This window comes from Xanthomonas sp. NCPPB 2933 (assembly GCF_056725225.1).
This window is the reverse complement of the sequence record NZ_CM161518.1, coordinates 3856102-3869115: the sequence shown is the minus strand read 5'-3', so window position 1 is coordinate 3869115 and position 13014 is coordinate 3856102. Positions and strand designations below refer to the sequence as shown.

The window sequence follows — 13014 nt, the reverse complement described above, 5'->3', positions numbered from 1 at the left end:
TGCGTCTAATCCAATGCGAATATGGTGTAACAAAACGCACAACAATGCGTTTGATTATTTATGTACTGTAATGCACGGGAGACATCGGCTCCGATTCCGTTCGATCCAAGTCAGCTTCAGGAGCAATGCCATGCATTTGCACGCTGTTATCGCTACGGCATTTCTTGCAGTGGCTGCATCTGCTCAGATCGCGCAGGCCGAGCGGATCGACTCGGTTGTGGCCAGTCGCCACCACCAGGTGGACGCCATCCTCTCAAAATGGAAGGCGGGAGAAACGCCTGGGTGCGCTGTCGGTATCTCGGTGAACGAGGTCCTCGACTATGCCAAGGGCTTTGGGACTGCAGACCTCTCCAGCGCCACGCCAATCACTCCTGGAACCGTCTTCCATGCCGCGTCGATTTCCAAGCAGTTCACAGCCTTCTCCATCGGCCTGCTGGAGGAAAGAGGCCAGCTTTCCTACGACGACAGCATCCGAAAATACATCCCGGAATTCGCTGGCTATGCAGACGCGATCACAATCAGCGACCTGATACATCACACCAATGGCCTCAGAGAACAGGGGCAATTGCTCAACCTGGCCGGATGGCGCGACTCCGACATTTACACCGAGTCCGATGTCATCTGGGCGCTGACCCACCAGCATGGCCTCAACTTTGAACCCGGCGCTGAGGTGGTTTACAGCAACGCTGCGTATACGCTTCTTGGCGTCGTTGTCCAACGCGTTTCCGGCAAGACGCTCCGCCAATTCGCACAGGACGAGATATTCGTCCCGCTCGGCATGACCGACACCCACTTCAACGACCGCTATACCGAGGTCGTCGCAAACAGGGCGCTGAGCTATGTTACGAATGGAAGCGCAACCTGGGACTTCGCCCCGCTTACGATCACCCACTACGGTTCGACCGGCCTTCTCACAACAGTCGGCGACTTATTGAAGTGGGAACGGAATCTAATCGACGGTCAGGTCGGTGGCCAGACCTTGATTGCCAAAATGAAGGAGTCAGGCACGCTCCGCGACGGGACCAGGATCAACTATGGCGGTGGACTGCGGCTTGACGAGTACCGGGGCCTGAAGCTCATCAGCCATGATGGCGCCGACGTGGGTTTTCGGTCGGATGCCTTGCTTTTCCCCGATCAGCGCCTGGCCATCGTCGCGCTCTGCAATGGCGCGACGACCGAACCGGCAAGCATTACCCGCGCAATAGCCGATATCTACCTTGAGCCTTTGAATCTGCCTGCACGCCTCGCCCCTGCTGTACGGATGGCTCCCGAGGCGCAGTCGGCCTTGGCCGGGACCTATTGGAGCCCACAGACCGATGAACTGATACGACTCGACTGGAAGGACAATGCGTTGAGGCCGGCCGGAGCCTCTGGTCTAGTTCCGATAGGCAGCGATGTCTTCCGCCCTAGCGACCAACCGCACGAGTGGATGTTTCACCGACCCTCAAGCCGGGTTGGCGATTTCCGATTGGTGGTGCGCGACTTTTGGCCGACCACACGGGAGTTCGTGAAGATCACCGAGCCCCTGCCTGCTCAGTCCGACTTGGTGGCACTGACCGGCACCTATCACAGCGAAGAGACCGACATGACGTACACCGTTGCGTTCGTGGATGGGCGATTGCGGCTTTCCTGGCCCCGTGGATATGAGCTCTCCCTCGATCCGGTGGGCGGCAACCGTTTCTCGAGCAGCCGTGGAACCATCACTTTCGTCAGCAATGGTAAGGGCCGTGTAGAGGGGCTGACCCTTAGCAACAGGAGGCTGCGCCGAATGATGGCGAAAAGAACGGACGCAGGGGAAGATGACACCTGAATCGCCACGCGCTCACTGCGTTGGGACTGGCGCTGACCTTGAAGTACTTGGCCTGCCGCAGCTTGCAAACATCCACGGGCGATGTCGTAGCCGCCGCCATCCTTCGCGGTCACCACCACGCGTTCGGGCAGCGCTACTTGATCGACAGATTCACGGCTCCGGTGCGTGCAGGTCGATCCAGTCCTGCAGCGCGCTTAGCTACGCGGCGGCGGTGTGGCAGCTGGTGTAGTGGTCGGCGACGGTACCGGCAATCCCGCGTCGACCAGGACGGTCAGACCGTTGTTTTGCCAGTGCGCCGCTGCACCCGTTGCACTTGGCTAGATCTGCAGTAGCAGACCCGGCTGCTCGTCCACCGGCAAGCCCGGTCTGCACGCCCATTCGGTGCTAGTTGCCGTGGAAAGCGAGTGCCAGCGTCAAGATGCGCGCATCGGCATGGTCGGCAACGGCGCTCTCCCGCTATGCTCGCCAGCTTCCAGTATCGGAGGGACGATCCATGCAGCGCGTATTCGGGCAGTTGCCAGACGGTGTCGAGGTCCACGCGCTTACGCTGCGCAGCGATGCCGGGCTGGAGGCGGAAGTGCTCACCTATGGCGGCATCCTGCATGTGCTGCGGCTCACCACCGCACATGGCGTGGTGCCGCTGCTGCTGGCCTTGCCGGACCTGCCTGCTTACGCGGCCGACGGCGACAGCCTCAATATTCTGGTTGGCCGCTTCGGCAATCGCATCGCCGGCGCGCGCTACACGCTGGATGGTGTGACGCACATGCTGGCAGCCAACGAAGGGCGCAACCAGTTGCACGGCGGCCTACGCGGCTTCGGGCGGCGTGTGTGGCGCGTGCTGGAGCACACCTCGGATCAGGTGTTGCTGGGTTACGACTCGCCCGATGGCGAAGAAGGCTATCCCGGCAATCTGCAGGTGCGTGCGCGGCTGCAACTGGAGGGACGCAAGCTGCAGCTGGACTTCGAGGCGCAGTGCGATGCCGCCACCCCGTTGAATCTCACCCATCACCCATATTTCAACCTGTCCGGCGACCCGCATCACAGTGCCGCGCGGCAGGTGCTGCGCGTGCCGGCCGATCGCTATCTGCCGGTTGATGCCGAATCGATCCCGACCGGCGAGATCGCTTCGATCGCCGGCACGCCGTTCGATTTCCGCATTGCTGCCGCGTTGTCCGATAACACTGACCCATCGCATCCGCAAGTGGTGCTCGGCAAAGGCTACGACCAATGCCTGGTGCTGGCCGCCGACGCCGATTGCGTTGCCGAGCTGTACTCGCCGCACAGTGGCGTGGCGCTACGCATCACCAGCGATGCACCGGCGGTGCAACTCTACGAAGGCCAGCATCTGGACGCACACCATCCCGGCCTGGGCCGGGGCGTGTGTCTGGAGCCGCAGGACTACCCGGATGCGCCCAATCACCCCAACTTCCCGTCGACAATCCTGCGACCCGGCGAGATTTACCGTCGCCGCATCGCCTATCACTTCGCCAGCGCTGGCCCGGATCAGTCGTGGGCCGCGGTGAATGCTGCGCTGGGTACCTGAGATCAGCGCGGCCCCAGCACCAGCTCGATCACGAACTTGCTGCCGAAGAACGACAGCACCAGCAGCACCATCGCGGTCAGCGTCCAGTGGACTGCCTTGGTGCCGCGCCAGCCATTGCGCCAGCGGCCGATCAGCAGCGCCCCGAACACGATCCACGACAGGATGCTGAGCACGGTCTTGTGCAACAGCCGCTGCGCCAGAAAGTCCTGAACGAACAGCAGGCCGGTCAGCAGGGTCAGACTCAGCAGCACGAAGCCCACCGTGATCGTGCGGAACAGCAGCGTCTCCAGTTCGGTCAACGGCGGCAACGCGCGCAGCCAGGTGTGGAAGTCGCGTCGGCGCAGCGCGCGTTCCTGCAACCACAGCATGATCGCCAGCAGCGCAGCGATCCCCAGCGTGGCGTAGGCCAGCAGCGCCATCCACGCGTGCAGCTCCAGCCGCCAGCCCAAGTCCGAACTCGGCTCATGACCGTAAGCGTGATAGCAGGCCAGCAGAATCGCCGATAGCGGAAACACCACCACGCCCACCGCCGCCATGCGCCCGCGCCCGCCGAACACCGCAGTCAGCGCGGCCATGCCCAGCCCGCACAGCGATAGTGCCGCGAAGAAGTGCATGTCCGGCCCGCCGGCGGTGCGGAATGCCACCAGCACGTGGTACCCGGCGTGCAACGCCACTGCCGCCAGCGCCGGTATCAACCAGCGTGCAGGCGCCTGGTTGCCATCGCGCAGCACCGAGCGGGTGAGCAGCGCGGTGGCCAACAGATACAAGGCGAACGCGATGAGAACGATTGTCATCGTGGAAGTTTCGCACACTGGGGGCTGGCGCCGGAATCGGGAGTCGGGAATCGGAAGAGCGGGCATGCCCAGCCGGGCAGGGCGGCCGATTGGGCTGTGCCGCTATAATCGACGCCCGTTTCCCCTCACGCGGTCCTTTGCGCATGTTCGAGTCCCTTACCCAACGTCTCTCCGGCACCATGGAGCGCCTGCGCGGTCGCGGCCGCCTGACCGAGGAGAACATCCGCGAAGCCACCCGTGAAGTGCGCATCGCATTGCTCGAAGCCGACGTCGCGTTGCCGGTGGTACAGGCGCTGATCGAACGCATCAAGGTGCGTGCGGTCGGCCAGGAAGTGCTCAAGTCGCTGACCCCGGGCCAGGCGCTGATCAAGATCGTCCGCGACGAACTGACTGCGGTCATGGGCGCGGCCGCCACCGACCTCAACCTCAACGTGCCGGCGCCGGCGATCATCCTGATGGCGGGCCTGCAGGGTGCGGGCAAGACCACCACGGTCGGCAAGCTCGCCAAGCACCTGAAGGAAAAGCGCAAGAAAAAGGTCATGGTGGTCTCGGCCGACGTCTATCGCCCGGCCGCGATCGAGCAGCTCAAGACGCTGGCCGAACAGGTCGGCGTGCTGTTCTTCGCCTCCGATGCCTCGCAGAAGCCGGTGGATATCGTGCGCGCTGCCATCAGCGACGCGCGCAAGTCGTTCGTCGACGTGCTGCTGGTCGATACCGCCGGCCGCCTGGCGATCGATGCGGCGATGATGGACGAGATCAAGGCGCTGCATGCCGCGGTCAACCCCACCGAAACCCTGTTCGTGGTCGATGCGATGACTGGCCAGGACGCGGCCAACACCGCCAAGGCCTTCGGCGAAGCGCTGCCGCTGACCGGCGTGGTACTGACCAAGACCGACGGCGACGCCCGTGGCGGTGCCGCGCTGAGCGTGCGTTATATCACCGGCAAGCCGATCAAGTTCGTCGGCACCGGCGAAAAGACCGACGGCCTGGACGTGTTCCATCCCGACCGCGTCGCCAGCCGCATCCTGGACATGGGCGATGTGCTGTCGCTGGTGGAGCAGGTCGAGCAGAGCGTCGATCAGGAAAAGGCTGCCAAGCTCGCCGCCAAGGTCGCCAAGGGCAAGAAGTTCGACCTCAACGACATGAAGGAACAGCTCGAGCAGATGCAGAACATGGGCGGCATCCATGGGCTGATGGACAAACTGCCGGGCATGGGCCAGATCCCGGACAACGTCAAGCAGCAGGTTACCGGCAAGGAAGTGCCGCGCATGATCGCGATCATCAATTCGATGACCAAAAAAGAGCGCCGCAACCCGGCCCTGCTCAACGGCTCGCGCCGCTCGCGCATCGCGCGCGGCTCGGGCATGCAGCCGGCCGACGTCAACAAGCTGATGAAGCAGTATCAGCAGATGGAAAAGATGATGGGCAAGCTGGCAGGCGGCGGCATGAAGGGCCTGATGCGCAACATGAAGGGCATGATGGGCGCCATGGGCGGCCGCGGCGGCATGCCGTTCCGCTGAGTTCAGTAATGCGCTGACGCGGCCAGCGCGGCGTTGCACTGGCCCTGCGCTGGCAATGTAGGGCATCGCGCAGATGCAGGTGCGATTGCGTGGATGCAGTCAAACGCCCAGGTCAAACGCTGAGTTGGTCGAGCGCGCGGTGCCCTCACCGCTCGCGGGACACGCCGTAAATCCATCCGTGGAGGCTCAGTGGCGGCATCCATGCCGCCACATGGTCCCGCAATCGGTGAGGGCACCGCACCAGAGAGTTGAGTCGGTTGCTTTGAGAAGAGCTACGCACACCGACCATCTTGACTGGTCCTTGCCCGCCCACCGTCGCGGGACCTTACGCGGCATGGATGCCGCGTAAGAGCCTACATGGACGTACTTGCGGCGTGTCCCGCGATGGTGGGCCGGCAAGGGCCCTGCAGCCATGCCGCAGATCAGCCGGCCTGCATTAGACTGGCGTGAAGTAGTTTTGTAGGCGGCTCTTCGTCGAGGTAACCATGACCGATAACCGCATGTATTTCGCAAACGATGAAGACGCTGCACTGCAGGCGGCCTACGCCGCAGCGCGCGACACCTTCAAGTTTTTCTGGCGCGAACTGTCCTGGGAATATCGCCGCATCGTGCCGGGCCTGGAGATGGCGGCAGTGAAACTGCCTTTCGCCACCGATGCTTCCGCGATTGATGCGCCTTCGCACGAGCATATGTGGATCTCCGACGTGCAGTTCGATGGCGAGCAGGTCTCCGGCAGCCTGCTCAACGATCCGGAATGGATCGCAGGACTCACTGCCGGTGACGCCGTGTCTGCACCGCTCACCGACCTGGAAGACTGGATGTACGTGGCCGATGGCCAGGTCTATGGCGGCCATACCATTGCAGCGATGCGTCGCACGATGTCGCAGGACGAGCGCGCCGAGCACGACGCTGCGTGGGGCCTGGACTTCGGTGAGCCGGGCGTAGTGCGCCTGGTGCCTGCACCTGTGCCGGAGCGCAAAAGTGGCTTGTTCGGCAAGATGTTCGGTAGCAAGCCGGCTCAGGTCGCTGCGACGGAACAGGCTCCGTCCGAGCGCGAGCATCCGATGAGCGAGAACATGGGCGCAAAGTTCGACGAAGGCCTGCGCGATCAGCCGGACATGGTGCATTTCCGTGACGACGCCGGTTGGACGCTGTTGCAGCGCGATGCCTTGGCGGGCAACTATCAGCCGGTGTCATTGCTGCTGAAGCACGGCGCGGATGCGTCGCTGCGCACGCCATCGGGCAAGACGGCATTGGATCTGGCTCGGCAGATGCAATGGCCCAGAATCGTGCAGCTCCTCGAAGGCGATCACTGAGGTGTCGGTGACACCGTCGCTTGCGTCGGATGGCCGGTACGCAAACGTCGCGCGTTTTTGCCGGCGTTTTGGCTTAGGCGTTCCCATTCTGCTCAGCCCCATGGCCGGCGCCTGCCCGGTGCCGTTGTCGACGGCGGTTGCCGAAGCCGGTGGCATGGGCGCGATGGGTGCGGTGTTGTCGCAGCCGCAGGAGATCGTGGCATGGATGATGGCGTTTCGTGACGCGAGCAGCGGGCCTGCGCAGATCAATCTATGGATTCCCGATCCTGCACCGTTACGCAACGCAGATGCAGAAGCGCGCATGCGGGAATTTCTATCGCAGTGGGGGCCGCCAGTTTCTGCAGCCGCTGGCGACGCAATGCCAGTCGATTTCGACGCACAGTTCGAGGCCTTGCTCGCCGCGCGTCCTGCGGTTGCCTCATCAATCATGGGGCTGTTTCGGCCCGATCAGGTTGCGCGTTTGAAGGCTGCCGGCATCGCGTGGTTCGCCTGCGCCACCACACTGGACGAAGCGCTTGCGGCACAGGCAGCAGGTGCCGATGCGGTGGTCGCACAAGGGGCCGAAGCCGGTGGCCATCGTGGCGCCTTCGATGCCAGCCAGGCCGAGCGCCAGACGACCGGGTTGTTCGCCTTGTTACCGCGATTGGTCGATCACCTGCACATCCCGGTGATCGCCGCAGGCGGCATCGCCAGCGCACGCGGCATTGCTGCGGCGCTCACACTGGGCGCAAGTGCCGTGCAGATCGGTACCGGCCTGCTGCGTACGCCCGAGGCTGCACTGCCGAGCGCCTGGGCCGATGCACTGACGCAGGCCGAACCGGAACAGACCCAGCCGACCCGCGCATTCTCCGGCCGGCTGGGTCGTGCGCTGATCACGCCATATCTGCGTGCCGCCAGTGCTGCAGATGCGCCGCCGCCCGCGCCGTATCCGGTGCAGCGCGCGCTGACCGCGCCGATGCGCCAGGCCGCCGCGCGCGACAACCGCCTGGATGCCATGCAGGCCTGGGCCGGGCAATCGGCCTGGATGGCGCCCGCGCAGCCCGCCGCGCAGGTGGTAACGCAGTGGTGGGCTGACGCGCAGGCGCTGTTATGTCGGTGATCTTCTGCAATGGCGTACCCGCCAGCGCGGCGCAGCTCGGAGCTGCCGCGCTGATCAACTACGGCCACTTCACCACGCTACAGGTGCGCAGCAGTGCCGCGCTCGGGCTGGATCTGCATCTGCAGCGCCTACAGCAGGGCAGTAGCGCGCTGTTCGGCATGGAGCTGGCGCAGGAGGCAGTGCGTCTGCAAATGCACGCCGCGCTGGAAGCCTCGGCAATGGCCGATGCCAGCCTGCGCGTCACCGTGTTCGCGCAGGATTACGACTTGCGCGATCCCTTGCGCGAGGTCGCGCTGGACCTGCTGGTTGCGGTGTCGCCGCCAGCGGACATGCCCGAGACCGGGCTGCGTGTGCAGGTGACCAGCTATGTACGCGATCAGCCCGAGCTCAAGCATGTCGGGACATTTCCGCTGTTGCGGCTGCGCCGGCTGGCCATGAATACCGATCACGACGATGTCGTGTTGCAGGATCCGCAGGGCAGGGTGCTGGAAGGCGCGTTCTGGAATCTGGGTTTTTGGGAGCGCGGCGGCGTGGTCTGGCCGCAGGGCCCGGCCTTGCTGGGAACGCGTCAGCAATTGCTGCAGACCGGGCTGGAAACGCTGGGGATCAGCCAGATTCGGCGGCCGGTGCAACTGGACGAACTGGATCGTTTCGATGGCGCCTTCGCCTGCAATGCGCGCGGGCAGCAGGCGATCGTGGCGATGGGGCCGGCCCGCTGGGGCCCACATGCGGCCCAGCTGCCGCTGCTGGAGCAGGCCCTGCAAACCCATGCGTGGCAAGCGATCTGAGGCTTGGCGCGGGGCGGTCACCGGGTGACTTGGCTTCGCCGCCGGTGCCCGCTATAATCGCCGGCTTACCGCGCCACTCTGGCGACTGGGCAACTCAGGAAAACGACACCATGGTCAAGATTCGACTGACCCGCGGCGGCGCCAAGAAGCGTCCGTTCTACCACATCATCGTGACCGACGTGCGCAGCGCGCGCGACGGCCGCAACATCGAGCGTCTGGGTTACTACAACCCGGTTGCCCAGGGCGCAGAACCGCGCGTCGTGCTGGACATCGCGCGCGTCGACCATTGGGTCGGCCAGGGCGCACAGCTGACCGACAAGGTGCGTAACCTGTATCGCGAAGCATCCAAGCCTCAGGCCGCTGCGGCCTGATCTGGGAGGGCCGAGCGCATCGCTCGGCCTAGCTGACGCAGATGAAACAGACCGAGCGCCGTATCCTGCTGGGCAGGGTTGCCGGCGCTTTCGGTGTCAAGGGCGAACTCAAGATCGAGTCCTGGACCGAGCCGCGTAGCGCAATCTTCCGGTACCAACCGTGGATTCTGCGTACGCCCTCGGGTGAGGAGTCGACACTGAGCGGAGCGCGCGGGCGCGATCAGGGCAAGCATCTGGTCGCAACATTCCCCAACGTTTCCGATCGCGACACCGTCGAAGCCATGCACGGGATCGAGATTTACGTCTCGCGCAGCGTGCTGCCGCCACCCAAGCCCGATGAATATTATTGGGTGGATCTGGAAGAACTGCAGGTGGAAACCGTCGAGGGCGTCAAGCTCGGCACGGTGTCGCATCTGTTCTCTACCGGCTCCAATGACGTGATGGTGGTACGCGGCGATCGCGAACGGCTGGTGCCGTTCGTGCTGCCGGATTTCGTCAAGTCGGTCGACTTCGAAGCCAACTTGATCGTGGTGGACTGGGATCCGGATTTCTGATCGGAATTTCCGACCTGATCTGAGCGGTGCTTGCGCTCCGTTCTTGCTGTACCCATTCCCCAATCTCGATTCCCATCCAGTGCGCATCGACGTCATCAGCCTGTTCCCCGAGTTCATCGCGCAATGCGCGGCGTTCGGCGTGGTCGGGCGGGCGCAGGAGCGTGGCTTGCTGGAACTGCAGGGCTGGAATCCGCGCGACCATGCGCAGGGTAACTACCGCCGTGTGGACGACCGTCCGTTCGGTGGTGGGCCAGGCATGGTGATGTTGATCGAGCCGTTGCGGGCCTGTCTGGCTGCGGTGCAAGCCGCAGACACGCGTCCTGCACCGGTGATTTACCTCAGCCCGCAGGGGCGGCCGCTCACCCAGCCGCTCGCCCGTGAGTTGGCGCAGTTGCCACGCATGGTGTTGGTGTGCGGGCGCTACGAAGGCGTGGACGAGCGCTTTCTGGCCCAGTCAGTGGATATGGAAATCTCCATCGGCGACTACGTGTTGTCCGGTGGCGAGTTGGGTGCAGCGGTGCTGGTGGATGTGGTGACGCGGTTGCAGGAAGGCGTGTTGAACGACGCCGAATCTGCGGCCCAGGACAGTTTCGAAGGCCCGCAGGGTCTGCTGGATTGCCCGCACTACAGCCATCCCTCGACCCATGACTGGGGCGATGTGCCGGATGTGCTGCGCTCGGGTAATCACGCTGCAATTGCGCGCTGGCGTCGGCAGCAGTCGCTGGGCCGGACCTGGCTGCGTCGCCCGGATCTGCTCGACGAGGCCGGGTTGGACAAAAACGATCGCCGCTTGCTGGAGGAATTTCGTCGCGAACTCGCCTCAGACGACGATAAACCCGGCGACAAGTAATAAGGGCTCACCCCTAGCTCTTGCAACATTGATTGGGGTACAATATGCGGCTTGCTGGCCAGCCTTGCGTCTGGCCCTCCTACGAACCTCGAGCAATCGCCGTGCGGCGACTGCCGGTCCAATATCACCAGACACGCGGTGCCCATCATGAGCAAACTCAACAAGACCATCCTGGCTGACTTCGAAGCCGCCCAGATTCAGCGCCAGCTGCCGGAATTCAACCAGGGCGACACCGTTGTGGTGAACGTCAAGGTGAAGGAAGGCAATCGCGAGCGCGTGCAGGCCTATGAGGGCGTCGTGATCGGTACCAAGAATGCCGGCCTGAATTCCGCGTTCACCGTGCGCAAGATCTCGCACGGTTTCGGCGTCGAGCGCGTGTTCCAGACCCACAGCGCCATCATCGACTCGGTCGAAGTGAAGCGCCGCGGTAAGGTCCGCGCCGGCAAGCTGTACTACCTGCGTGGTCTGGAAGGCAAGGCTGCCCGCATCAAGGAAGATCTGGCCGCCGCTGCGCAGGCCAAGGCTGCTCGCCAGGCTGCTGCCAAGGCTCAGTAAGTCACACTGGCAGGTTGTTTCTGCCACTGCCAAACGGCCGCCTTCGGGCGGCCGTTTGCGTTACGGGAATCGGGATTCAGGAATCGGCAGGTGGTGATCCCACAACGTTCGCGGGAACGTGTGGGCGCGCGAGCGTCTGTTCTCCGCACTGCCAGTCGACATCAGCGCTGGCGAGGCCTCGGCAATTCCGTCAACGGTGCCGTATCGGCGACCGGCGAGGCCGGGTGTGCCGGAACCTCCGCAGCGGCCGCCAGCTCTGCCGGATCCGCAGGTGTGGTCAACATGCGCGCCTTGCGCCAGCCGCCCCAGCGGTAATACGCCAGCGACAGCAGCATCGAGCAGACCGAACTGATCGGCAGACTCCACCAGATGCCGTCGGCTCCCAGATGCGGGATCAAGGCGTTTGCCAGCGGCACGCGCACACCCCACAGACCGAATGCCAGGATCAGCAGCGGCGGGATCACCGCGCCGGTCGCGCGCACCACGCCGGAAATCACAAAGCTCACGCCAAACAGCAGGAACGACCAGATGCCGATGTGATTGAGATGCCGCGCCACTTCCAGCGTCGGGCTGTCGGTCGGCAGGAACAGCGCGAGCGTCCAGTGATCGAACAGGATCAGCAGCACGATCAGAATGCCGGTCATCAAAAAGTTGGCGACGATGCCGGTGCGTGCGGTCGCATCCACGCGATTCCACAATCCCGCACCCACATTCTGCGCCGCCATCGTGGAGCAGGCAGCGCCCAGCGCCATCGCCGGCATCTGCACATACGTCCATAGCTGCAGCGCTGCGCCGTAAGCGGCTGCAGTGTCGGTGCCGAAGCCGTTGACCAGCGTCATCATCGCGATCATGGACAGCGAGATCAGCACCATCTGCAGGCCCATCGGCACGCCTTTGACGATAAGCGCGCGCAGGATCGTCGGTGAGATCCGGAACAGCTTCAGATCGCCGCGCCCCAACCAAAGGACGTGGCGTTTCTTGCGTAAATACAGCAGCAACCCGCCGAGTGCGACCACCTGCGCCAGCAGCGTGGCCCAGGCCGCACCGGCAATGCCGAGTGCCGGAAACGGGCCGAGACCGAAGATCAGCAATGGGTTGAACACGATGTCCAGCACCACCGACACCAGCAAGAAGCGGAACGGTGTGCGCGCATCGCCGGTGCCGCGCAGTGCCGCCGACAAAAATGCGAACACATAGATCAGCGGCATCGCCAGGAAGATGACGCGCAGGTACTCCTCGGCCAATGTCTGCGACGCCGGTGGTGTACCCATCGCGGTCAACAGATGCGGCGCCAGAAACCAGCCGAAGACCGCAATCGCTGCCGACAGGCCGCCGAAAAAACTGGCGCTGGTGCCCATGACCTTGCGTGCCTGCGCGATGTCGCGCGCGCCCATCGCCTGGCCGATCAGGATGGTGGAAGCCATGCCGATGCCGAACACCGAGCCGATCAGGAAGAACATGATGCTGTTGGCGTTGGCTGCGGCCGTCAGTGCCGCCTCGCCGAGGTAGCGGCCTACCCAGATCGCATTGATCGAGCCATTGAGCGATTGGGCGATGTTTCCCGCCAGGATCGGCAGTGCGAACAGCAGCAGATTCTTGCCGATCGGGCCTTCGGTCAGGACAGCGGATTTAGGCATCGCAGACGCGCCGTGGTGCGGAAGCTGCGAACACTAGCATTGGCGTGTGTGCCGCGTGCGGTCGCCTGGCGAATCTCAACAGCCGTGGAAGAGCGAGCTCGCCAGGCTGATGTCACGGGGCACCACACGTGCCATGCAGCTTTGCCTGTATCGGTCAGCCAGTGTGTGGCAGGCAGG

General features: G+C 63.9%; 12 protein-coding genes. 10 read left to right on the top strand and 2 right to left on the bottom strand.

Features of this window, described 5'->3' with window-relative positions; all coding sequences use genetic code 11:
- The first annotated feature begins 130 nt into the window (after nt 1-130).
- Both AC1PLU_RS16010 and AC1PLU_RS16005 read left to right on the top strand, forming a co-directional pair.
- Entirely contained in the window at nt 131-1810 is a 1680-nt protein-coding gene (locus AC1PLU_RS16010) for a serine hydrolase domain-containing protein (protein ID WP_481106736.1), read from the top strand.
- 493 nt (nt 1811-2303) lie between these two features.
- The gene (locus AC1PLU_RS16005) at nt 2304-3353 is read left to right on the top strand and encodes an aldose epimerase family protein (RefSeq protein WP_481106735.1); all 1050 of its coding nucleotides are present in this window, start codon (nt 2304-2306) and stop codon (nt 3351-3353) included.
- A gap of 2 nt (nt 3354-3355) precedes the next feature.
- On the opposite strand, the gene AC1PLU_RS16000 is transcribed toward AC1PLU_RS16005, so the two are convergent.
- The gene (locus AC1PLU_RS16000) at nt 3356-4147 is read right to left on the bottom strand and encodes a cytochrome C assembly family protein (RefSeq protein ID WP_074056958.1); all 792 of its coding nucleotides are present in this window, start codon (nt 4145-4147) and stop codon (nt 3356-3358) included.
- 143 nt (nt 4148-4290) lie between these two features.
- Between AC1PLU_RS16000 and ffh the strand changes: the two genes are divergently transcribed.
- The 8 genes from ffh to rplS all read left to right on the top strand — a co-directional run bounded on the left by ffh (nt 4291) and on the right by rplS (nt 11200).
- Complete coding sequence (gene ffh / locus AC1PLU_RS15995) at nt 4291-5667, top strand: signal recognition particle protein (RefSeq protein WP_023903200.1); 1377 nt, start codon at nt 4291-4293, stop codon at nt 5665-5667.
- A 485-nt stretch (nt 5668-6152) separates the two neighbouring features.
- Complete coding sequence (locus AC1PLU_RS15990; protein WP_481106734.1) at nt 6153-6983, top strand: DUF2314 domain-containing protein; 831 nt, start codon at nt 6153-6155, stop codon at nt 6981-6983.
- 100 nt (nt 6984-7083) lie between these two features.
- Nucleotides 7084-8082: an NAD(P)H-dependent flavin oxidoreductase gene (locus AC1PLU_RS15985; RefSeq protein ID WP_481106733.1), complete on the top strand. Its 999-nt coding sequence runs from the start codon at nt 7084-7086 to the stop codon at nt 8080-8082.
- Nucleotides 8073-8870 (top strand): aminotransferase class IV family protein, encoded by a 798-nt coding sequence (locus tag AC1PLU_RS15980; RefSeq protein ID WP_481106732.1) that lies wholly within the window; start codon nt 8073-8075, stop codon nt 8868-8870. Before AC1PLU_RS15985 ends, AC1PLU_RS15980 begins: the two co-directional genes overlap by 10 nt.
- Before the next feature lie 110 nt (nt 8871-8980).
- A complete protein-coding gene (gene rpsP / locus AC1PLU_RS15975) occupies nt 8981-9241 on the top strand; it encodes a 30S ribosomal protein S16 (protein ID WP_006449156.1) in 261 nt (86 codons plus the stop codon).
- Between the two features lie 41 nt (nt 9242-9282).
- The gene (gene rimM / locus AC1PLU_RS15970; protein ID WP_055818725.1) at nt 9283-9795 is read left to right on the top strand and encodes a ribosome maturation factor RimM; all 513 of its coding nucleotides are present in this window, start codon (nt 9283-9285) and stop codon (nt 9793-9795) included.
- Nucleotides 9796-9874: 79 nt separating this feature from the next.
- Entirely contained in the window at nt 9875-10645 is a 771-nt protein-coding gene (trmD, locus tag AC1PLU_RS15965) for a tRNA (guanosine(37)-N1)-methyltransferase TrmD (protein WP_481106731.1), read from the top strand.
- A gap of 147 nt (nt 10646-10792) precedes the next feature.
- Entirely contained in the window at nt 10793-11200 is a 408-nt protein-coding gene (gene rplS / locus AC1PLU_RS15960) for a 50S ribosomal protein L19 (protein ID WP_006449159.1), read from the top strand.
- Nucleotides 11201-11361: 161 nt separating this feature from the next.
- Here rplS and AC1PLU_RS15955 read toward each other — a convergent pair whose 3' ends face one another.
- The gene (locus tag AC1PLU_RS15955; protein ID WP_481094786.1) at nt 11362-12837 is read right to left on the bottom strand and encodes an MATE family efflux transporter; all 1476 of its coding nucleotides are present in this window, start codon (nt 12835-12837) and stop codon (nt 11362-11364) included.
- Nucleotides 12838-13014: the final 177 nt, after the last annotated feature.

Bases quoted from the DNA above. Each gene is read 5' to 3' on its own strand.
- AC1PLU_RS16010 (WP_481106736.1), top strand. From the start codon at position 131: ATGCATTTGCACGCTGTTATCGCTACGGCATTTCTTGCAGTGGCTGCA.
- AC1PLU_RS16005 (WP_481106735.1), top strand. From the start codon at position 2,304: ATGCAGCGCGTATTCGGGCAGTTGCCAGACGGTGTCGAGGTCCACGCG.
- AC1PLU_RS16000 (WP_074056958.1), bottom strand. From the start codon at position 4,147: ATGACAATCGTTCTCATCGCGTTCGCCTTGTATCTGTTGGCCACCGCG.
- ffh (WP_023903200.1), top strand. From the start codon at position 4,291: ATGTTCGAGTCCCTTACCCAACGTCTCTCCGGCACCATGGAGCGCCTG.
- AC1PLU_RS15990 (WP_481106734.1), top strand. From the start codon at position 6,153: ATGACCGATAACCGCATGTATTTCGCAAACGATGAAGACGCTGCACTG.
- AC1PLU_RS15985 (WP_481106733.1), top strand. From the start codon at position 7,084: ATGGCCGGCGCCTGCCCGGTGCCGTTGTCGACGGCGGTTGCCGAAGCC.
- AC1PLU_RS15980 (WP_481106732.1), top strand. From the start codon at position 8,073: ATGTCGGTGATCTTCTGCAATGGCGTACCCGCCAGCGCGGCGCAGCTC.
- rpsP (WP_006449156.1), top strand. From the start codon at position 8,981: ATGGTCAAGATTCGACTGACCCGCGGCGGCGCCAAGAAGCGTCCGTTC.
- rimM (WP_055818725.1), top strand. From the start codon at position 9,283: ATGAAACAGACCGAGCGCCGTATCCTGCTGGGCAGGGTTGCCGGCGCT.
- rplS (WP_006449159.1), top strand. From the start codon at position 10,793: ATGAGCAAACTCAACAAGACCATCCTGGCTGACTTCGAAGCCGCCCAG.
- AC1PLU_RS15955 (WP_481094786.1), bottom strand. From the start codon at position 12,837: ATGCCTAAATCCGCTGTCCTGACCGAAGGCCCGATCGGCAAGAATCTG.